Raw genomic sequence first — 20,119 nt, 5'->3', positions numbered from 1 at the left:
TCAGCTGAGGTGGACCCAGGCCGCCTCGGACGGCACCCCGGTGGTGTTCACCACGAAGACCATGTACCAGCCGGGCGGCGCCAGGGCGGGGGAACCGGGCAGCCGCAACGTGATCTGGTCCGGGCCGGTGATCTGGTACGGAAGATCGACGAGCCGCTGTTCGCCGTCCATCGAGTGCGTCGTGGCGCCGGGTCTCATCAGCGCCGCGGAGGCGACCTCTCCCGGGTCGGGCACGGTGGCCGGCACCGATTCGCCGTACTGCAGCTCGGTGCCGACCGGCGTGCACACCGGGCGTCGACCGGCGAACAGGTACGGCGGCCAGAACACCTCTATCCGCAGTTCCTCGGTTTTCCGGGCGGGATTCGAGCCGGTGGTGATGACCTTGCCGTCGGGCATGAGCAGAGCCACCGAATGGTAGAGCCGCGGCACCCGCGAGGTGGCGGCCATGACCCAGGTCCCCGGGCCGCCGCGGGCGTCGGGCCGGTACAGCTCGGCCTCCAGGGCAGCGTCGGCGGCGCTCTCCTCCATCATCGATCCACCGTTGACCAGCACGGTGCGGTCGGGCAGGAGCGTGGCGCACAGATGCATGCGGCGCATCGCCATCGGCGCCGCCGTCGTCACGGTCGGCCCCGGGGCCGACAGGTCGGTGATCGCCGTGGTGGCGGTCGCGCCGGTCTGGTCGTGCATGTCGGCCGGACCGCCGCCCATCAGCAGCACGCGCTGGTCCTGCGCCGGCGGCAGCAGGACACTGGCGGACTGGTTGCGCCGGCCGGCGTCGACGAGGATGCCCTTGACGTCGGCCGTCGTGTTCCCGGCCAGATCCCAGACACTAGGACGTACGCCGTTGTTGCCGCCGTACTGGCCGCCGCTGTAATACAGGCGCCCGTCGGCGAGCAGGAACAGGTGGCCGTACATCGGCCAGTTCGACGGTGATTGCGCCCGCTGGGTCCAGCCCGCGCCGTCGGCGTAGACGTCCGGGAAGACGTTCAGCTGGCTGTCGTCGTCGAGCCCCGATACGGCAAGGACGCGCCCGTCCGGCAGCGCGACGAGCGTCGGGTACCACCGGCCGCCGCTCATGTCCGGCTCGACCGTCCACGCGCCGGTCGTCCCGGTCGGGCTCGCCGGATCGGGAGGGCCGGCCTGTGGGTCGAAGGTGACCGCCTGCCGCAGGCCGAAGAACGGGTCGTACCGCTCGGTGCCGCCGCTGGCCAGCAGGCGTCCGTCGGGCAGGAACGCGTGGCCGCAACAGAACAGGTCGGCCGGGGAGGCCGGGTTGCTGTACGCCGGTCGCGGATAGTGCCAGACCGTCGTCGGGTACTGCCCGCCGCCGTGCCGATCCGGATCGTTGCCGGATCCGGAGAAGAACAGCACGCTGCCGGTCGACAACAGCGCCGCATGCACCGGGTTGACCTGGGCGTCGTTCTCCAGCAGCCGCCAGACCCCCATCCGCGGAGCCATCTCGAGGTCGGTCATGACGTCCAGCACCCGGTACCAGCCGTCGTTGGCGCCCGGCGGGCTGTCGACCGTGAGGACGACGAGGTGGGGCATCCCGGCGGCGCCGAGGGCCGCCACCGCGACCGCGGCATCCTGCCCCTCCCAGAAGCGCCAGTCCGGGATCGGTTGCCACGGGCCCCAGCCGTCGGCCGGCCGGCCCGCCTCGAGCCGCCACCCGACGCTGTAGTACCCGCCGTTCTGACCGGGCGGGCTGTCCACGGCCAGCACCAGCAGCTCGGGTGTGCCGTCGCCGTCCAGATCGGCGACCGCGATGCCGGCGCCCTGGTTCTCCCAGAAGTACCAATCCGGGACGGCCACCCATTCGCGCCAGGCGGCCACGGTGCCGTCCGGGCTCAGCGGGCCGCTGCGGTAGTAGCCCTGGTTGCGGCCGGCCGGCGCGTCCACCATGAGGACCACGAGGTCGAGCCGTCCATCGCCGTCGACGTCCGCGACCGCGATGTCCGCGCCGGCGTTCACCCAGGGAAACCAGTCCGGCACCGCCATCCACGGCGACCAGCCGCTGACCTGACCGGTCGGCTGAAGGTCCCAGCCGATCCGGTAGTAGCCGGCGTTGGGGCCATCCGGCACCGCGTCGACCATGAAGACGATGAGGTCCGGCTGCCCGGTCCCGCTGACATCCGCGACCGCGACGCCGGCGCCCTCGTTGAGCCAGGGATTCCAATCCGGTACGGCGATCCAGGGCGTCCACGCACCCACCGAGCCCGCGTTGTCGGCGCCCATGCCGATCCGGAAGTACCCGGCGTTCTGGCCGGGCGGGTCGTCGATCATGAGCACAACCAGATCGGGACGACCGTCACCGGTGAGGTCCGTGACGGCGATGCCGGCGCCGGCGTTCTCGAGAGAAAACCAATCCGGAACAGCAGTGAAGTCAGTGTCCATGAGTCCGCCTCCACACCACACGGCAAAGCCCACGGCCAGACGCGCATCACCGTTTCAAGGGCGAGGCGGGACGGCATGCGGTGGCCGAATATGGGTCGTGGTCTAGTGCGCGGTCCACGTGGGGCGTACCGGGAAGACGTTACCCGCCCCACCGGCACGAGGGGGAAGCTACGCCGCGTCGTGCATCGGACACCAAGCCGCCTGATCTCAGCGCGGCCCGACGAACTCGGTCCGCACGCTCCATGCGAACTGAATCAGCAGGGTCACCGGGGACTTCTCGGCGATGTCATGCATCACCTTCAAGTCGTCGGGGTCGGGTTCTTCGCTCAGCGTGATCGTGCGCTGTAGGTAACGCTCCGCACCTTCCTGCCGGGGTTCGTGATAGTTGATCTCGACGGTGATGTCACCGGCGTCGTCGTACTTGTAGTCGACGTACTGCCGCAGCGTCTGCGCAGTGCACGACGCGAGCGCCATCAACAGGTACTCCGTCGGCGTCGGGCCTTCGCCGACCGCGCCGTTGTGCGGTTCATCGGCGACGAAGGTGAAGCCGCGGGTCGTCATGTCCGTGCGCCGGCGCTCAATGGCCGGAAGCACCGCTCGGGCGGATGCGACCACACGATCCCGATCAATTTCCATCAACCGCGCCTTCCTGTAGATTCGCTAGATGGACGATATAGTCCACTCTTGTTCCAGCTGTACGCCGGGACCTCTTGTCTGAGGCTTCGCAGGGGACTATATAGTCCAGTTCATGGCGAACGAACAGAAGGAGCAGGAGAAGTGAGCGACATCAAGCAGTCGGCCGAGGACCTGGCGATCCTCGAACAGCTCAACCTCGACTACAACGACGCGGACCAGGCCAGCGACGCCAAGCGCTTCAGCGAACTGCTCGCTGAGGACTTCGTCGTGCAAACTCCGGGCGTCACCCGCAACCGCGAGGAGTACCTCGAATACATCGCCAAGCCCCGGCCCTTCAAGGATCTAGCACTGCGCGAGTCCAGGATCCGCATCCTCGGCGACGTTGCCCTGATCCACGGCCGCGCCACGTACACCATGGTTGCGGACGGCACGGAGCAGGAAGCCCTGTACACGGACGTGTATCAGAAGCGTGAGGGCACCTGGGTCTGCGTCTCCGCCTGTGCGATCGCTCCTGGCGCCTGACACCGAAAGGCGCAACGCGATGCTCAACACGGCACCAGTGACCAACGTGGCCGACCGGGACAGAACGCTCCGGCTGCCACCCTGTTGGTGCTGGGGCGCCTGTCCGGTCATGTGGGCCGGCGCCCCACCTCGATCGCCAGCCTGGTCCTGATTCTGCTGGGCTGCGTGCTGCTGGCGAACGTGCACGACGTCGGAATCCTGATCGCCGGTCGGTTGCTGATGGGCCTTGGCGCGGGGCTCGCCAGTAGCAGCCTCACGGCGTACGTCGTCGACGCGGCACCGGACAGGCCGGCCTGGTTGGCCTCGGTCGCTTCCAGTCAGATGATCATGCTCGGCCTTGCCGCCGGCGCCGTCGGCTCCGGCGCCCTGGTCCAGTTCGGTCCCTGGCCGCGCCAGCTCATCTTCCTGGTTGTCATCGGCCTCCTGCTCCTGTCGGTCGCTCTGATTGCCGTCAGTCCGGAGACCGTGACTCGGATGCCGGGTGCTCGGCGATCGCTGCGACCTCGGGTCTACGTGCCGGCACAGGTCAGGGGCCTGCTCCCGGTCGCGGCAGCGGTGTTCCTGGCCACCTGGGCGGCCGGGGCCTTCTACCAAGCGTTCGTGCCCGCACTGGTCGAAGATCAACTGCAAACCAGCAGCCCGCTCATCGTCGGACTCGTGTTCGCCGCCTACATGGGTCCGAGCGTCCTCGGCGCTCCCGCCGGCGGCCTGTTCGCACCCGCGACGGCCCAACGCGTCGGCATGCTCGGCTTCCTGACCGGAATGATCGGCCTCGTCACAGCGATCGCCACCGGCACACTAGTGCTGTTCATCGCCGCGACCATCGTCGCGGGCGCCTCTCAAGGCGTCGCCATCAGCGCCGCCACCCGCGGGCTACTGCACGGCAACACCGTGGCCGACCGGGCACCGATCTTCAGCGTCATCTACCTGCTGAGCTACAGCGGCGCGACGATCCCCGCCCTCATCGCCGGCCAACTCTCCGACACCTTCTCGCTCCCGCAGATCGCCATCGGATACGGCGCACTCGCCCTCGTCGCCACCCTGTTCACCATCGTCGGCGCGCACAACCCGCGTAGCGAGGCAATGGGGCAACGCCGGCACGGTGAGTGAACGGGATCGTCAGCGGTGGCCGACCGTGGTCTCGCGCTGCTCGGCCAGGTACTTGGTGCACTCGTCCGACGGCACCGGCCGCGAATACAGGTAACCCTGGCCGTGTGTGCAACCGAGCCGGCGTACGAGATCCAGCTCCTCGCTCGTCTCGATGCCTTCGGCGATCACCTGTAGATCGAGGTTGAGTCCCATGGTGACGATGGTGCGCACGAGCTCGCGGCTGCGCGGGCTGGTGGTCATCCGGGACACGAACGAACGGTCGATCTTGAGGGCGGCGAAGGGCAGGTCGTGCAGGGCCTCCAGCGAGGAGTAGCCCGTACCGAAGTCGTCGATGTGCACCTCCACGCCCATCTCGCTGAGGCCGGCCAGCAGCTGCGTCGCCTGCCGCACGTCGTGCATGATCACGCCCTCGGTGATCTCCAGGGCCAGGCAGCCGGGGTCGAGCCCGTATGCGTCCAGGCAGTTGATCACGTCCTCGATCAGCCGGCCCTGCCAGAACTGCCGGTTCGATACGTTCACGCTCATCCGGAACTGCTCGCGACCCGGTTCCCGGCACCACTGCGCGACCTGCCGACACGCCGTGCGCAGCACCCAGGTGCCGATCCGTACGCCGAGGTCGCTCTCCTCGGCGATCGGCAGGAACACCGGCGGCACGAGCAGCCCGCGAGTCGGATGCCGCCAGCGCAGCAGTGCCTCGACCCCGGTGACCTGGCCGGTGCCCAGCGCCAGGATCGGCTGATAGAACAGTTCCAGTTGGTCGTTGTCGATGGCGTGGCGCAGCTCGGCGTCGAGGCGCAGCCGGTCCATGGCCGAGGTGTGCATCGAGGGCGTGAACAGGGCATACGTCCGCTTGCCGCTGCTCTTGGCGTAGTACATGGCCGCGTCGGCGTCCCGCATCACTGCCTGGGTGTCGGTGTAGTTGTCCGTTCCGAGCGCAATGCCGATGCTGGCGGTGACGGCGACGTCGGTGTCGGCCACGTGGCAGGGGGCGGACACGGCGGCCTGCAGGCGCTCGGCGAGCACGATCGGCGCCTGCGGCCCGGCGACGTCTTCGATCAGGACGGCGAATTCGTCGCCGCCCAAGCGGGCGGCGACCTCGTTGGCACGCAGCTCCACCGTGAGCCGGCCGGCCACCTCCCGCAGCAGCCGGTCGCCGGCCTCGTGCCCGAGGCTGTCGTTGACCAGCTTGAAACCGTCCAGGTCGAGCAGCAGCACCGCGTAGCCGAGCCCGCCCCGGCACGTGGCGCGGTCCATCGCCAGCATCAGCCGGTCCCGGAAGTGGCTGCGGTTCGGCAGCCCGGTGAGGTCGTCGTAGAGGGCCGCCCGGCGCAGCACCTCCTCCTGCTCGCGCAGCGTCTGAAGAACTGCGTCGTGCTCCAGCGCCACGCTCAGCAGCGCCGCCCACTGGTTCATCGTCTCGCGGCCCTCGGCCAGACCGGCCTGGATCGGCCCGACCAGGGCGAGCATGCCCCAGTCGCCGTTGTCGACCTTGAGATGAGCGACGTAGATCATGTCGTCCGTCGCGGAGTCGGCCAGGTCGATCACCTCGGCCGGCGGGAACTGCTCGATCTCGACCCGGCCGCTGCCCCGGACGGCTGCGCCGGCCCGGCGGTCGAAGGTCGCGATGACGTCCAGGAACCCGTCGCGGCGGTCCGGCTCGCACGGCCACAGGCCGAGGCAGCCACCCCGGATGTCGGTGATCCGCAACCAGTCCAGCGAGCGGGGATCCCGTTCCTGGCTGCGCAACAACTGCATGCTGACCGAGTACTGGGTGCCCAGGGCGGACATGGTGGACCTGCCGTGCGCCACCTGGAACGAGGACTGTGCCTGAGCGAGCACGGCGAACACCTGGTAGACCACATCCTCGACCCGGCGGTGGACCGCGGTGTCAGCGCCCGCGGCGGTCTGCACGGCCCGGCCGTAGTCGCGGATCAACCGCATCACGGCCACCGCCACCTCGTAGTTCTCCAGTCGCCGCGCGACCGGCAGCAGGAGCCGGCGCAGTTCCGTGCCGGCCGGCGTCCGCGAGCCGGCGGCGGCGTCGGTGAGCGCCGAGGCGAGGCTCTTGACCGACAGCTCCAGATCCGCGGTGTGGGCGCCGGACGACCAGGTCGGCGCGTCGCGGTCCACCGCCGCGCGGATCTCGGCCAGCAACCGGCCGGCGTCGGCGGTGTCGTCCCCGATCCGTCCCGAGGACAGAGCCAGCGGGCCCGGGCAGCCGCACGACTCCCGCACCACCAGCGTGGTCGCGAGCCGATCTCGCCCGTTCGGCACCGGCTCGCCGTTCAGCATCCGCAGGACCAGTCGTGCGGCCGTCCCGCCGATCTCGGCGAGCGGCTGCCGGACCGTGGTCAGGCTCGGAATCATCGACGCACTGCCCGGCTGGTCGTCGAAACCGATCACCGCCTGGTCGCCGGGCAGGTCGCAGCCCACCTCGCCGAGCACCCGGATCAGGCCGAAGGCGTTCTGGTCGTTTCCGGTCACCACCGCCGTCGACGGCAGTTCGGCGGCCAGCATCGCGCGGGCCGCCCTCTCGCCCCCGCTCTCCTGCATGCTGCCGGTGTCGAAGAACAGGCGGTCGTCCACGGCGATACCGTGCGCGAGCAGCGTTGCCCGGTAGGCCTCGTAGCGCTCGGCGACGTCCACCTGGTCGAGATGCCCGGCGAAGGCGATCCTGGTGTGCCCGTGCTCGATCAGGTGCCGGACCGCGGCGGAGGTTCCGTGCCGGTTGTCCGGTCCGACGGTCGGGCAGCTCACGCCCTCGGGGTCGTCGCTGATGACCGCGACCGGCCGGCCGGATTCCTGGGCCGCGCGCAGATAGCCCGGGCTCGCCCCGGTGAGAATGGTGATGAAGCCGTCGATGTACTTCCACGCCACCCGATGGCCGTACGCCGGCGGCTCCGCGAAGTCGGTGTTGAACGTGCCGGCGTCGAGCGTCTGTATCGCGATCAGCCGACCGCCCTGCGACGCCACGCCGGTCTTGATCCCGTCCAGCAGCCCGCCGAAGTACGGGCCCCCGAACGAGGTCGCGAGAACCCCCACAACCGGGCCGTGCTTCTCCACGAGCACCTCCGGCGCCGAGCGGACGCTCTCAAGATTAAGACCACGCCGCCGGTGCCTCAGCCGAATGCGGATCGTCGCCATCGGCTGGTGACCGCTGGTACGCGTGATACCAGCGGGTCCAGCCGGCTTCGCCTGGCGTCGGGGCGGGCCTCTGCCAAACGACAGCGGCACGAAAGACCGGCAGGGCGTTGCCCGGCTGTCCGCCGTCACTGGCGAACGCCCTGGTCACCCGGGTCAACGAGCTCGACGGACCGCACGGTGCTGGCCGTGCTCGCCTACCTGCGCCATCGCGCCACGACGCCTGGCTGAGAGGACGTCCGATTCAGGTTGGCCCGCGCCACCGACGCGACGATGTCCGCGGCGACATCTGGCGACTGTCGGTCCGGTGACGGGTGCTGGTCCATTCCGTCCGCGAGGTCGAGACTGGGACGGTGGTGACTACCGTGATCGGTGACGTCATCGAGCGAGCGCGGCGGCGCAACTTCGTCGGTCGCCGTGAGGAGCTGCGGGCGTTCGGCGACGCGCTGGCCGGGCGGTCGCCGCGGCGGGTGCTGTTCGTGCACGGTCCGGGTGGCATCGGCAAGACCACGCTGCTCCTGGAGATGTTCGCCCGGGCTCGAGCCGTCGGCCGGGTTCCCGCGCTGCTGGACGGGAGAGAGATCGACCCGTCGCCGGAGGGCTTCCGCCAGGCGGCCACGCGGGCCGCCGACGATCGAGGCACGCTGCTGCTGGTCGACTCGTACGAGCATCTGGGTGCCATCGACGGCTGGCTGCGCCGGGAGTTCATTCCGGGCCTGCCGGCGAACGGCCTCGTGGTCCTCGCCGGGCGTGAGCCCCCGTCGGCGGCCTGGCGGGTGGACCCGGGCTGGCGGCAGTTGGTCGCCATCCATCATGTCGACCACCTCGACGAGACCGACAGCGCGGAGTTGCTCGCCCGGGCCGGCGTCACCGAGCCGGTTCGGCAGCGGCTGTTGATGCTGGGCCGCGGCCACCCGCTGACGCTCGCGCTGCTGGCCGACGTGGCCGGCGGCGGCGCCGTCCCGGCGAGCCTGGCCGAGGTGCCCGATCTCATCTCGGTGCTGCTCGAGTCGCTGCTGCGGGACGCGCCCTCCGAGGCTCACATGACCGGCCTGGCGACGTGCGCGCGGGCCTGGCTGACGACGGAGGACCTGCTTCGCAAGACGGTCGGCGAGGACGCGGCCGAGGTGTGGGGATGGCTGCGGCGCCGCCCGTTCGTGCATTGCCGGCCCGGCGGGCTGACCCCGCACGATCTCACCCGGGAGGTCCTCGAGGCGGAGTTCGAGCGCCGTTCGCCGGAGCGGTACCGGTCGCTGCACCGGATCATCCATGACCATGTGGTCGCCGGCATCCGGGCCACGGCCGGCCTGGATCGGCAACTGCTCGCCCAGCAACTGGCGTACCTCCACCGGCGCAGCCCTCTCACCGACGCGTATTTCACCTTGCGGAGCCAGGGCACGGCCGCGGTCGTGCCGGCCCGGCCCGAGGAGTACGCCCCGATCCTGGCGTTGATCGAACGTGGCGAGGGCCGGGTGAGCGCGGCGGTGGCCGAGGGGTGGTTCGCCGACGAGCCGGACCATCTGAACGTGGTGCGCACGGAGGAGGGCGTCGTCGGTTTCGCGTACGGCGTCTTCTGCCCTTGTGGTTCGCCGATGGAGGACCGCGATCCCGTCGTTCGGGCGATCCTCGAGTACGTCGCCCGGACCGCGCCGACACGTCCCGGCGAGCGCGTCGACATCGGCCGGTTCTGGTCCGGTGTCCGCGACGCACAGCGGGACAAGTACGCGTTGCTGGCCGGCTCGGTCACCTCGATCATGACCTGGTGCACCGAAGCGGTCGCGTGGTCGTTCGTGGTGTCGATCGACCCTGAGTACTGGGGACCGTTCTTCGACTATCTCGGCTTCCGGCCGCTCGTCGAGGTCACCGTCGCCGGGCGGCCCCACGTCGCGTACGGGATGGATTGGCGCCGTTTCCCGGTCGACGCCTGGCTCGACCTGATGAACGAACGCGAGCATCAGGGCGGCACGGGACCTCCACCGGAGTCGGCGCTGCGTCCGCCGCCGTTGAGCCGGGCGGCGTTCGGTGACGCCGTACGGTCGGCGTTGCAGAACCTCCATCGCCCCGACCGGCTCGCCGATTGCCCGCTCGCCGGCAGCCGGCTCGGCGCGGACGCCGGGGAGGTGCGCGCGAGCATCGTGGCGGCGGTCGACCGGCTCGCCGGCACGCCGAAGGGCGACCAGCTCCGGGCCGTGTTGAATCGGACGTTCGTCCGGGCAGCCCCGAACCAGGAAGCCGCGGCCGAGGTCCTCGGCCTGCCGTTCAGCACCTATCGGCGGAACCTCGCGCGGGCGGTGGAGCAGGTGACCGAGCTGCTGTGGGCGATGGAGATCGGCACCGCGGGCCTGACCGACGAAGTGAGCAGGAATTGAGCACCGACTGACCTGGAGAACGGACAGGCGTCCGGGCAACCATGCCGCCATCGGCTCATCGATGGAGGTGCGACATGGCACGGATTCTGGTTCTCGGTGCGGGCCTCGCCGGTCTGGGCACGGCGATGCTGCTGGCTCGCGACCGGCACGAGGTGATCGTCGTCGAGCGCGACTCGGCCGGGCCCCCGCCGCCGGCGGACACCGACGCTGCCTGGAGCGGGTGGCAGCGGCGCGGGGTCAATCAGTTCCGGTTACCGCATTTCATGCTGCCGCGCTGGTGGCAGGAGATGCGGGAGGAGCTTCCGGAGGTCGGTGGCGCGCTTCAGGCGGTCGGCTCCTGCCAGGTGAACGTGCTGGAGATGTTGCCGGTGGAGCGGCGCGGTCCGCTCCGCCCCGGCGATGAGCGGTTCGACACCGTTACCGCCCGCCGGCCGGTGCTCGAGGCGGTTCTGTCGGCCGCCGCCGAGGCCGCCGGAGTGACGATCCGGCGGGGCATCGCGGTCACCGGCCTCACCACCGACGGGCGGACGCGGATCCCCCGGGTGACCGGCGTCCTGACCGCGGACGGCACGGCGATACCCGCCGACCTGGTGGTGGACTGCGGCGGCCGGCGCTCGGCCCTGGGCTCCTGGTTGCAGGCGGCCGGTGCCCGCGCGCCGGTCGAGGAGCGGTCGGACTCCGGCTTCGTCTACTACGGCCGGCATTTCCGATCCCGTACGGGGGAACAACCGGCGGCGCTGACCAACCTGCTGCACCAATACGACTCGTTGTCGGCCATCACGTTGCCCGGGGACAACGGCACGTGGAGCGTGGTGCTGGCCACCGCGAGCCGGGACAAGGCGCTGCGAGGCCTGCGCGAACCGGCCCGTTGGCACGCGGCCGTCGCCCGCTATCCGCTGGTCGCCCACTGGGCGGACGCCGAACCGATCACCGGCGTCGACGTCATGGCCGGCATCGAGGACCGGTATCGGCGCCTGGTCGCCGACGGCGAGCCGGTCGCCACCGGCGTGGTCGCGGTCGGCGACGCCTGGGCGTCCACCAATCCCTCGGTCGGCCGGGGCGCCTCGATGGCGATGATCCAGGCCGGGCTGCTGCGGGACCTGCTGCGCGAGACCGAGCCGGCCGACCACGACAAGCTCGCCCGCCGGTTCGACGAGGCGAGTACGCGGGTCGTCGAGCCGCTGTACCGGGCGACCCTCTGGGGCGACCGCCACCGGCTCGCGGAGATGGCCGCGGACGCCGCCGGTACGGCCTATCGCACCGAGGATCCGCGGTGGCCGGTGAGCAAGGCGCTGTTCGCGGCCGGACTGGCCGATCCGGATCTGGCCCGCGGTTACACGTCGATCGCGGCCTTCATCGCCACGCCCGACGAGGTGCTCGGCGGCGCCGGAGTCATCGACCGCGTCCTGGCGCTCGGCATGAGCGCCCCGCAGTATCCGCTACCCGGCGCGACCCGTGGCGAACTGCTCGCCGCGATCGCCTGACCCGCGACTCTCGAGGCGAACACGATGAACATCAACATCAACATCAACGACATCAGCCTGTACGTCCGCGACACCGGCTCCGGTGTGCCCGTGGTCCTGCTGCACGGCTGGCCGGACACCGGTGACCTGTGGCAGCACCAGGTGCCGGCCCTCACGGCGGCTGGATATCGCGTCATCGCCCCGGACCTGCGCGGCTTCGGCAGGTCCGGCAAGCCGGCCGACCTGGCCGCCTACGCCGTGCCGATCATGGTCGGCGACGTCCTCGGCGTGCTCGACGCGCTGGACATCGAGTCCGCCCACCTCGTCGGCCACGACTGGGGCGCCGCCATCGCCTGGATGACGGCGGCCGTGGCGCCCGACCGCATTGCCTCGATCACCGCGATGTCGGTCGGCCATCCGGAGGCGCTCCGTTCGGCCGGCCTGCGACAGCGGGAAAAGTCCTGGTACATGCTGCTGTTCCAGTTCATGGGCGTCGCCGAGCGGTGGCTGTCCGACGACGGCTTCCGCAACCTGCGCGAATGGTCGGCGCATCCCGACATCGAACCGGTCGTCGAGCGGCTCACCGACCCGGCGGCGCTGACCGCCAGTCTCGCCCTGTACCGGGCGATCCTGCCGCCGGAGTCGCTGGTCGAACCGCGAGTATCGCTGCCGCCGGTGGCCGCGCCGGCGATGGGCGTCTGGGGCAGCGCCGACCGCGCGCTGATCGAGGCCGGCATGACCGGCTCGGCCGGACACGTGACCGGCCCGTGGCGCTACGAGCGCGTCGAGGACGCCGGCCACTGGCTCCCACTCGAGGCCCCCGACAAGGTCAACGCCCTCCTGCTCGACTTCCTCGGCCACCATGCGCGCTCAGTCGGTCGGCAGGCGCAGGCCGCGCACGGGTGAGGCCACGGCGAGTGCCAGACCGATCGCGGCCGGCACGGCCAGCAGCAGGTAGGCGGTGCGGACGCCGTACGCGTCGGCCGCCAGGCCGCCGAGCAGCGCGCCGAACGGCGTGCCGCCCCAGGCGACCATGCGGCCGGTGGTGTTGACGCGGCCCTGCAACTCGTCCGGGGTGAGCAACTGGCGTACGACGATGCCGTTCGCGTTCACGCCGAGCCGGGCCACCGACCACACCGCCCAGGCCACCAGTGCCACCCCGAAGGTGTCGGCCGCGGCCAGCCCGGCCACCGCCAGCAGGAAGATCGCGAAGCCGGCGATCGAGACCGTGCCCTGTCCGGCGACCCGGCCGGCGCGGGGCAACGCCAGGGCGGCGACGAGCGAGCCGATGGCGCCCGCCGCGTACAGCAAGCCGATTCGTTTGTCGGACGGGTCGATCCCGAGCGCCTTGTCGGCGTGCACGACCAGCAGCCCGAGCACCCCGCCGACCGCCATGTTGAGGCCGAAGCCGGCGATGGTCAGCGTGCGGATGACCGGCATGCGCCAGACGTAGCGCAGGCCCTCGCCGATCTCGGACCACATCCGGCGGCCGGTGGTGGCCATGTTGAGGTCGGTCTTGAGGCCGGCGAGCAGAGCGGCCGAGATCAGGTAGGTGACGGCGTCGACGGCGAGGACGGCCGACGGGTCGGCGAGCGCGGCCAGCAGGCCGGCGGCGGCCGGTGCGGCGATCTCGATCATTATCTCGGTCGACCAGACGACGCTGTTGGCCCTGGCCAGGCGCGGCTTGCCGACGATCCGGAAGAACGCGCCCCAGGCCGCGGCGTCGAACCAGCAGAACCCGCAGCCGACCCCGAACGCCACCGCCAGTACGTGCCACGGGCTCAACACCCCGGCCAGGTCGGCGATCGGCACGGTGATCAGCATCAGCGCGCACGCGATATCGGCCGCGACCATCATGCGACGCCGGTCGAAGCGGTCGGCCGCGGCGCCCGCGAACAGGCCGAACAGCAGGTAGGGCAGCGCCTCGAGGCCGACCACGGCGGCGGTCAGGGCGGGCGAGGCGCTGGTGCGGTAGACCAGCAGCGGCAGGGCCACGGCGCTGGCCGCGGTGCCGGCCACCCCGATCGACCGGGAGGCGTACCACCGGGTGAAGTCGGCGTCGAACAGCCGGCGCCGTTCGACGCCGACCGCGGTCACGAGCGGCCCGACAACGCGGCCAGGTGCTGCTGCTCGAACTCGGTCACCGTGCGATGCAGAGCGGCCGCGAGATTGCCGGTGTCATCGCCGGGCTCGCTCGGGTGGTGGCACGGGCTCACCGACTGGCCGGTCCCGATCGCGGCCGGTTCGTCGCCGCCGTGGTCGCGCCAGTCGTCGCCGGGGTGGAAGCAGCCGCCCGAGTGGCCGCGCCCATCGTCACCGGGGTGGAAGCAGCCGCCCGAGTGGTCGTGCCGGGCATCACCGGGGTGGAAGCAGCCGCCCGAGTGGTCGCGCCGGTCATCACCGGGGTGGAAGCAGACACCCGAGTGGTCGTGCCGGGCATCACCGGGGTGGAAGCAGATACCGGCGTCGCCGCGCCGGTCGTCGTCGTCCGGGTGGAAGCAGCCCGTCCCGGTGCTGAGCGTCAGGTCGTCGCCCGGTCGGGCGGCATCGGCCGGGGTTGTCGCGAGGTTTGGCATGTCGTTCCTCTCCTCAAAAAGAATTTGCCGCCGCCCTGGTGGGCGACGGCCACAGGTGCCAGCCGCGACCGGTCGGCAGGACCGGGTCGCCGTGCCGCACCAGGCTGAAGCGCTCCAGACCGGGAGCGACGGTGGTGGTCACCGCGATGAGCGAGTCGGCGGGCGCGATGTCCGCGGTGTGGTGGGCAAGCCCGCGGGCGCCGAGCGCGCGTTCCACCGTTTCCAGCCCACCGTCGGCGGAGTCGTCGCCGGCGTCGGGCCGCAGCGGCACCGTGCGCAGCCGCAGCTCCGCCAGCGGCAGCCGGACGCATCGTTCCAGCGCCGGCCACTTGGCCAGCTTCCCCGCGGCTTCCGCCTCGCGGGCGGCCGGTTGTCCGCAGGACTGGATCAGCTCGTCGAGCGCGCGTTCGGCGGCGTCGCTCGCCCAGGCCGAGGCGCCGGCGCCGACCCGGGTGCTCCGCACGCCGCGGCTGATCGCCACGTACACCGGCACATCGAGGTCGGTGGTCAGGTCGAGCAGGTGCACCGCGGCCCGGGTGGCCCGCTCGGCCGCCGCGTAGCGCCAGGCCAGCCGGCCGGGCAGCGCCGTCGCCGGCACCTCGTCGGCCGCCGGGTCGCCGGCCACGTACCAGCGCAGCAGCGCGTGGCTGAGGCCGTCGTGCTCGATCAGCTCGCAGAGCCCGTGATAGGTCGCCTCGGCCGCCGTGCTGCCGGCCGCCGTGCCCAGGCTCGACGAATAGCGCAGCAGGCCACGGTAGGGCCGCACGTCGTCGCCGGCCACCGGCCACCGGAAATAGCGCGGGTCGCTGAGGAACGTCGGATAAAAGACCGGGCCGTCGTACGTGGCGCAGGCCGCCACCGCCGACGGGAACTCGAGCGCCCAGCGCTGCACCACCAGATCGCCGCCGAGCGCCGGCTGCGACGCCACCTCGCGCGCGCTCAGCAGCACCGGGCCGTCCGGCTCCCAGCGCCGGTTGTCGGCCGCGGACATGAGGTATCGCTCGAGCGCCTCGAACCAGGCGCTGGCCACTCCCTGATCGCCCGCACCCTTGCCCCAGCCGTCGGCGATGGCGGCGCCGTCGCGGGCGAGCGTGACCTGGGTGACCGTCGCGTGACGCGGCCCGGACGCACGTTCGGCGGCGGTCAATCCCAGGCGATTGACCTCGGCCTTTGCGGTTTCCACGGCGCGCCACGGCAGCATGGACCGGAATGGCATCGTCCCACCCCCCGTTGGGGACGTCAGCAAGCGAGCCGAACTTTGGCAGCGCCGCCCAACGATGTCAATGTCGGTGCGGCCATCGAGCACTATGTCCGAAGGCGCGTCAGCGGTGGAGTTCCACCCGAACCCCGCACGGCGTGAGATCTTGGGGCCGCCGTGCCGCGGTCGGCCGAGGTCAGGTACACATGTCACGTGTGGTTGCCCTGGCGCGATGCGGTCTGGCTGGCGGTCGGGCTCGCGGGCGTGGCGGCCGTCATGCGCGTACGCGTGCCGCCGCGGCGGTGGCTCTGGGTTCGCGACCTGGTCCAGGAGGGCGCGATCTTCTCGATCCTCTACGCCACGTGGCAGGTCGTCGGGCGCCTCAGCGCGGGTGACACCTCGAACGCGGCGATCCGGGGTCGCGCGATCGTGAGTCTCGAGCACACCCTTCGCCTGCCGAGCGAGCAATGGACCCAGCACGTCGCGCTGCACAGCCATCTGATCATCAAGGCGGCGAACTGGTACTACATCGCCGGTCACACGCCGGCGCTCGGGATCTTCCTGGTCTGGCTCTACCTCCGGCACCGGCCGGACTTCGCCCGCTGGCTGACCGCGCTGGCCCTCGGCACCATCGTCGGCGAGCTCATCCAGCTGTACCCGGTGGCACCGCCCCGCTTCGCGGTGGCCGGCATCGTCGACACCATGCGCCTGTACGGGCCGCGGGTCTACTCCGACGACGGCGCCGGATTCGCCCCGCAGTTGGCGGCGATGCCCTCCCTGCACTGCGTCTGGGCGATCACCGCCGGCGCGGCCGTCTTCTGCGTCGTGAAGAGCCGGTGGCGGTGGATCGGCCCGGCGCACGCGGTGGCCACCGTGCTCGTGGTCGTGGTCACCGGCAACCACTACTGGCTGGACGCGGTCGCCGCGATCCCGCTGGTGCTGCTCGGCCTCGCGGTCGCCGACACGACCGCCGCTCTGTGGCGGCGGCGCAGACTCCGCGAGACGGCCGAAGCTCCCTCCGCCGCTTAAGCCGAGCGATCACGGGCTCGTGGGTTGCCGCCGCTTCCATCGGCAGTCGATCAGACGGTCCAGCCGGCGTCGATTTCGTCGGGGAATGCCGTCATCCAGTAGTCGGGCAGGACGTCCCTGAGCGTCTTCCACACGACGAGGGTCAGGTCGCTGCGATCGGCCACGGCCACCAGGACGCCCGGGCCATGGACGGCGAGCCGCTCCCGGCAGACACCGCAGGGGCTCAGAACGACGGTACGGCCGCCCGCCTGCCGATGCAGACAGACGGACGCGACGATGCGCTGGTTCAAGCGGAAGGCCCCGCAGTACGGCTCGATCTCGTGGCAGACCTCGACCGAGGCATTCATGGCGTCCGGCGCGGTGCCGGTGAGAATCGTCCCATCACCGAGCAGCATCGCCGCCGCACCGCGATCCCCGCCATCGGGAAAGCGCGAGTCGATCAAAGCCCGGCACGAGGCCACGGTCGCCGCGAGGGCACTCTCCTCCACCCGGCCACGGTACCCGCGCACTTTCCGGGATCGGCCGGGAATTGCCGCGCGCCGGCCGAGGACGCCGCTTCCTTGCTGGCCGAGGCCGGCGAGGTGCTCGACGAGCTCGAGTCGCTGATCCGGCGGATCAACGCCGCCATTCTGGTCGAGGGTGGCACCCTCACTGATGCGCTCGCCCGCCGCGATGTCCTGCCGGCGCTGCCGGTGGCCGACCTGCGACGCCAGGCCGACGACCTCGCCCGGCAGCTACGCGAGGTCGACACGCGGGCAAACCGGCTCCCTTCCTGGCGCGCCGAGGGCAGGCGCAGGGTTCGACTCCCTGGCTTACGTCGGATGCCCAGCACGGCGCACAGGTGACGGCGCACCGGGCACGGCAAACCACCAGGTGCGGATCCACGACGGTGAGGGTGGGATTGGGGAACTCCGCGCTCAAAATTCTGTGGTGTGGCGTCGGATCTGGGAGGCGTCGTTCGTAGAACAGGTGAGAGGTGGCCGGCGCGGCCGCCGGGACAAGGGAGTCATGGGATGACGCAGTACCTGATCTCGTTCAATGACGGCGCTATGGACCACATCCCGGACGAGGACTTTGCCGACGTGGGCAAGGCCTCGCACGCGGTGGTCGAGGAGGCCATCAGCGCCGGCGTGTGGGTGTACGGGGCCGGGCTGCTGCGGCAGAGGGCGAGCGTCGTGGGCACGGACGGGATGGTGACCGACGGCCCGTTCCCGGAGACCAAGGAGGTCGTCGGCGGGTTCTCGGTCGTCGAGGTGGCCTCGCGCGAGGAGGCGCTGGCGTGGGCCGCCAAGATGGCCGTCGCCTGCCGGTGCGCGCAGGAGGTCCGGGACATCATGCCCGATCCCGAGACGGACGAGATGCTCCGGCGGGCCGGGTCATAGCTCGTCGGTGGCTACCTCGCGCAGGGCGAGGGTCAGCTCGACGTCCGCGGTGACGGTGATGGTGAAGCCGGACCACGGGTCGCCAGGCAGGCGGTCGCCGGTGCCGGTGGTGATCGCGTCGACGGTGACACTGGGTGGCAGGTCGTCGGTCGTGCGGCCCTGGTCGTAGTCGAGACGGTTGCCGGTCAGGCGGTACGTGCCGGCGGCCACGGTCAGCTCGAACCGGTCGCCGGGCACGGGCAGCTCGGCGAAGTGGGAGAGGCGGACCGTCGCCGAGCGTTGCAGCACGTACGCCTCCAGCAGGGGACTGAATCCGTCAATCGCCGTCGGGTCCGCGTACACGGAAAGGGGTGGTTTGGCCTTTGCCGTGCCGACGACTCGCCCGGAGACTCGGCAGAGGGTGGGGGAGAGGTCGATCTCGGTCGCGGAGGACGGGGCGGACGCGACGACGATCGCCGGGCGGCGGATGCGGACCAGCAGCGTGCCGGGCAGGTCGAGGACGGGCAGGTCGAAGACGCCGTCCGGGCCGGTCTCCGCGGACGCCACGAAACGGGGGCCGTCCAGCAGGACGACGTCGGCCTCGGTGGGCGGCGTGCCGTTGAGGCTCAGCGTGCGTTTCACCAGATGTAGGCGAAGTCGGGGTACTGCTGGATCAGGGTTTCGCGGATCGCCTTCGGGAGCGCGTCGGCCTTGCCGCCGTCCTTGACCGACTGCACCCGCGGCGGTTCGACCGGTGAGGCGAAGGTCCATTCCACATCAAGGGCCACGAATGCCACCGTACGGTAGTCGCGGATCAGGAATGTGGTGAAGTGCGCCCGGGACACGACCGAGGTGGCCCCGGCGGCGAACTGGGCGCGCACCTTCGCCATCACCGGGGCCGGATGGTCGAGCATGGTGGTGGAGTCGTCGGTCCGGATCGAGGCGAACCCCGCCTCGTAATACGGATTTTTAGGGTCCTTGGAGTCGGTGTTGTACTGCGGGTCGTCCGGGTCGGTGGTCAGCTTGTAGGGCCGGCGCGACGAGGTCGTGATGCTGTCGTCGACGTGTATCTCGCCGAGCACCGGGTGCTGGGCGACGATCTCCCGCCAGATGAACTGCAGCCAGTGGCTCTCGTTGGCCAGCCCGCCCTCGTACTTGAGGGTGAATCCGTCGGTGACGTGGTCCTTGGCGGTGAACTCGGCGCCGGTGTGCACGGAGACGACCCCGCCGGGCACCGCGAACGTCAGCGCCTCGGTGCCGGGCGCGTTCAGGGTCGTCCCGGCCCGGGGTACGGCCTTCGGCGGGGCGTTGAGCAGGAACAGCGCGTACCGCAACTCGTCGGAACTGAAGTCGTCGGCGATGTCGTCGGCGAGCTCGACGCCGTACAGGGTCTTGTATGTGGTCTTGAGGGTGGTCAGCGCGGCCGGATCGCGGTCGAACGGGATGAGCGTCGCGTAGACGGCCTCCTCGTCGGTGCCCCAGCCCGCCATGGCCGCGTGCAGCCTTTTCGCGGCGGCGTCGAACCCGGCGGCGTCGGCCGGTTTGCCCGGACCGACCTTCGCGTCCGAGCCGGCCCGGATCAGCTCCAGTGCCAGGTCCAGCTCGCTGCCGCTCATCTCGTCGCGCAGGTCCGCTTCAAGATCATTTCCATACGTACGGCGGTACTCCGCCGTCAATGCGGTGACGGCGGCGGCGTCCCGATTCAGATGCTGGAGCGCGACGAAGATCGCCTCCTCGTCGGTGCCCCAGCCCGCCATCGCCTCGTGCACCTGCTCGGCGATCGCCTTCGTGTCGGGCGCGGGCAGCGCGCTGAGCTGGACCGCCTGCCCGCGCGTGCCGCCGAGGAGGCGCTGGACGGCCTGGTTGCCGCCCGCCGCGCCGAGCGTGGCCGCGACCCGGTTGGCCTCCACCTCGGACGCGTCGCTCTCCCGGCTGACCGTGCCGGTCGGGCCGGCCGTACCGGTGCTCTGCTGGACGACGTGGGTCAGTTCGTGCGCCAGCAGTTCCCGGCTCGGCGAGGGACCGGCCAAATGAATGTCGGTGCCACTGGTCACGGCTTCCGCGTTCGCCACCCGGTTGAGCTGCTCGGCCCGGGCGCCGGTGTGCACGCGCACGGCCGAGAAGTCGGCGCCGAAGCCGGCCTCCATCTGCTCCCGCACGCCGGTCGGGAGTGGACTGCCGGCGCCCTGCCCGGCACGCAGCAACCGCATCACCGCCGCGTTGCCGACCGGTGCCTGGTACTGCTCGCGCTGCTCGGCCTCGGCCGTCGGCGAGACGCTCCGCTGCAGCCGGTGAGCCCCCACCCAGCGGCTCGTCATAC

General features: G+C 71.1%; 17 protein-coding genes. 8 read left to right on the top strand and 9 right to left on the bottom strand.

Going from position 1 to position 20,119, the window contains the following annotated elements; all coding sequences use genetic code 11:
* Together A3CQ_RS0131030 and A3CQ_RS54730 are read right to left on the bottom strand one after the other, a co-directional pair.
* Positions 1-2,394, bottom strand: a complete 2,394-nt coding sequence (locus A3CQ_RS0131030; RefSeq protein WP_020514852.1) for a galactose oxidase-like domain-containing protein — start codon at positions 2,392-2,394, stop codon at positions 1-3.
* 207 nt (positions 2,395-2,601) lie between these two features.
* Positions 2,602-3,030, bottom strand: a complete 429-nt coding sequence (locus A3CQ_RS54730; RefSeq protein ID WP_245577392.1) for an OsmC family protein — start codon at positions 3,028-3,030, stop codon at positions 2,602-2,604.
* Between the two features lie 141 nt (positions 3,031-3,171).
* Between A3CQ_RS54730 and A3CQ_RS0131020 the strand changes: the two genes are divergently transcribed.
* Together A3CQ_RS0131020 and A3CQ_RS54725 are read left to right on the top strand one after the other, a co-directional pair.
* Positions 3,172-3,552, top strand: coding sequence for a nuclear transport factor 2 family protein (locus tag A3CQ_RS0131020; RefSeq protein WP_020514850.1), 381 nt, complete (start codon positions 3,172-3,174; stop codon positions 3,550-3,552).
* Positions 3,553-3,633: 81 nt separating this feature from the next.
* Positions 3,634-4,662 (top strand): MFS transporter, encoded by a 1,029-nt coding sequence (locus tag A3CQ_RS54725; RefSeq protein ID WP_085944341.1) that lies wholly within the window; start codon positions 3,634-3,636, stop codon positions 4,660-4,662.
* Between the two features lie 9 nt (positions 4,663-4,671).
* On the opposite strand, the gene A3CQ_RS57855 is transcribed toward A3CQ_RS54725, so the two are convergent.
* On the bottom strand, positions 4,672-7,725 hold the full coding sequence (locus A3CQ_RS57855) for an EAL domain-containing protein (protein WP_051115398.1): 3,054 nt from the start codon (positions 7,723-7,725) through the stop codon (positions 4,672-4,674).
* 431 nt (positions 7,726-8,156) lie between these two features.
* Between A3CQ_RS57855 and A3CQ_RS0131005 the strand changes: the two genes are divergently transcribed.
* The 3 genes from A3CQ_RS0131005 (at position 8,157) to A3CQ_RS0130995 (ending at position 12,541) form a co-directional block, all read left to right on the top strand.
* Positions 8,157-10,172 carry an AAA family ATPase gene (locus A3CQ_RS0131005; protein ID WP_245577390.1) on the top strand — a complete coding sequence of 672 codons (2,016 nt, stop codon included), beginning with the start codon at positions 8,157-8,159 and terminating at the stop codon, positions 10,170-10,172.
* A gap of 74 nt (positions 10,173-10,246) precedes the next feature.
* Positions 10,247-11,656, top strand: a complete 1,410-nt coding sequence (locus A3CQ_RS0131000; RefSeq protein WP_020514846.1) for an FAD-dependent oxidoreductase — start codon at positions 10,247-10,249, stop codon at positions 11,654-11,656.
* Positions 11,657-11,680: 24 nt separating this feature from the next.
* The gene (locus A3CQ_RS0130995; RefSeq protein WP_020514845.1) at positions 11,681-12,541 is read left to right on the top strand and encodes an alpha/beta fold hydrolase; all 861 of its coding nucleotides are present in this window, start codon (positions 11,681-11,683) and stop codon (positions 12,539-12,541) included.
* On the opposite strand, the gene A3CQ_RS0130990 is transcribed toward A3CQ_RS0130995, so the two are convergent.
* Genes A3CQ_RS0130990 through A3CQ_RS0130980 form a run of 3 tightly spaced genes read right to left on the bottom strand, consistent with a single transcriptional unit; the run spans position 12,506 to position 15,427 of the window.
* Positions 12,506-13,732 (bottom strand): MFS transporter, encoded by a 1,227-nt coding sequence (locus A3CQ_RS0130990; protein ID WP_020514844.1) that lies wholly within the window; start codon positions 13,730-13,732, stop codon positions 12,506-12,508. The genes A3CQ_RS0130995 and A3CQ_RS0130990 overlap by 36 nt on opposite strands.
* Positions 13,729-14,211 carry a hypothetical protein gene (locus tag A3CQ_RS0130985; protein WP_020514843.1) on the bottom strand — a complete coding sequence of 161 codons (483 nt, stop codon included), beginning with the start codon at positions 14,209-14,211 and terminating at the stop codon, positions 13,729-13,731. The genes A3CQ_RS0130990 and A3CQ_RS0130985 overlap by 4 nt, the downstream gene beginning before the upstream one ends.
* Before the next feature lie 13 nt (positions 14,212-14,224).
* Positions 14,225-15,427, bottom strand: a complete 1,203-nt coding sequence (locus A3CQ_RS0130980) for a YcaO-like family protein (protein ID WP_157296561.1) — start codon at positions 15,425-15,427, stop codon at positions 14,225-14,227.
* A gap of 195 nt (positions 15,428-15,622) precedes the next feature.
* Between A3CQ_RS0130980 and A3CQ_RS54715 the strand changes: the two genes are divergently transcribed.
* A complete protein-coding gene (locus A3CQ_RS54715) occupies positions 15,623-16,438 on the top strand; it encodes a phosphatase PAP2 family protein (RefSeq protein ID WP_020514841.1) in 816 nt (271 codons plus the stop codon).
* A gap of 50 nt (positions 16,439-16,488) precedes the next feature.
* Here the strand turns inward: A3CQ_RS54715 and A3CQ_RS54710 are convergent, their stop codons facing one another.
* A complete protein-coding gene (locus A3CQ_RS54710; RefSeq protein WP_020514840.1) occupies positions 16,489-16,926 on the bottom strand; it encodes a cytidine deaminase in 438 nt (145 codons plus the stop codon).
* Here A3CQ_RS54710 and A3CQ_RS63940 point away from each other — a divergent pair.
* Together A3CQ_RS63940 and A3CQ_RS0130960 are read left to right on the top strand one after the other, a co-directional pair.
* Positions 16,819-17,283: a DIP1984 family protein gene (locus A3CQ_RS63940; protein ID WP_342663708.1), complete on the top strand. Its 465-nt coding sequence runs from the start codon at positions 16,819-16,821 to the stop codon at positions 17,281-17,283. The two genes, A3CQ_RS54710 and A3CQ_RS63940, sit on opposite strands and share 108 nt — an antisense overlap.
* A gap of 168 nt (positions 17,284-17,451) precedes the next feature.
* Entirely contained in the window at positions 17,452-17,820 is a 369-nt protein-coding gene (locus A3CQ_RS0130960) for a YciI family protein (protein ID WP_020514838.1), read from the top strand.
* On the opposite strand, the gene A3CQ_RS0130955 is transcribed toward A3CQ_RS0130960, so the two are convergent.
* Both A3CQ_RS0130955 and A3CQ_RS57850 read right to left on the bottom strand, forming a co-directional pair.
* Positions 17,815-18,441, bottom strand: coding sequence for a hypothetical protein (locus A3CQ_RS0130955; RefSeq protein ID WP_020514837.1), 627 nt, complete (start codon positions 18,439-18,441; stop codon positions 17,815-17,817). The genes A3CQ_RS0130960 and A3CQ_RS0130955 overlap by 6 nt on opposite strands.
* Positions 18,438-20,117, bottom strand: coding sequence for an eCIS core domain-containing protein (locus tag A3CQ_RS57850; protein WP_051115397.1), 1,680 nt, complete (start codon positions 20,115-20,117; stop codon positions 18,438-18,440). The genes A3CQ_RS0130955 and A3CQ_RS57850 overlap by 4 nt, the downstream gene beginning before the upstream one ends.
* Positions 20,118-20,119: the final 2 nt, after the last annotated feature.

Source organism: Paractinoplanes globisporus DSM 43857 (assembly GCF_000379645.1).
Taxonomy (GTDB): domain Bacteria; phylum Actinomycetota; class Actinomycetes; order Mycobacteriales; family Micromonosporaceae; genus Actinoplanes; species Actinoplanes globisporus.
The sequence above is the reverse complement of the archived record's forward strand: the minus strand, read 5'-3'. Positions and strand labels throughout refer to the sequence as shown.

Coding starts and splice junctions, on each gene's coding strand:
- A3CQ_RS0130995 (WP_020514845.1), top strand. CDS start 11,681: ATGAACATCAACATCAACATCAACGACATCAGCCTGTACGTCCGCGAC.
- A3CQ_RS0131000 (WP_020514846.1), top strand. CDS start 10,247: ATGGCACGGATTCTGGTTCTCGGTGCGGGCCTCGCCGGTCTGGGCACG.
- A3CQ_RS0130985 (WP_020514843.1), bottom strand. CDS start 14,211: ATGCCAAACCTCGCGACAACCCCGGCCGATGCCGCCCGACCGGGCGAC.
- A3CQ_RS0130960 (WP_020514838.1), top strand. CDS start 17,452: ATGACGCAGTACCTGATCTCGTTCAATGACGGCGCTATGGACCACATC.
- A3CQ_RS0130980 (WP_157296561.1), bottom strand. CDS start 15,427: ATGCCATTCCGGTCCATGCTGCCGTGGCGCGCCGTGGAAACCGCAAAG.
- A3CQ_RS54730 (WP_245577392.1), bottom strand. CDS start 3,030: ATGGAAATTGATCGGGATCGTGTGGTCGCATCCGCCCGAGCGGTGCTT.
- A3CQ_RS57850 (WP_051115397.1), bottom strand. CDS start 20,117: ATGACGAGCCGCTGGGTGGGGGCTCACCGGCTGCAGCGGAGCGTCTCG.
- A3CQ_RS0131030 (WP_020514852.1), bottom strand. CDS start 2,394: ATGGACACTGACTTCACTGCTGTTCCGGATTGGTTTTCTCTCGAGAAC.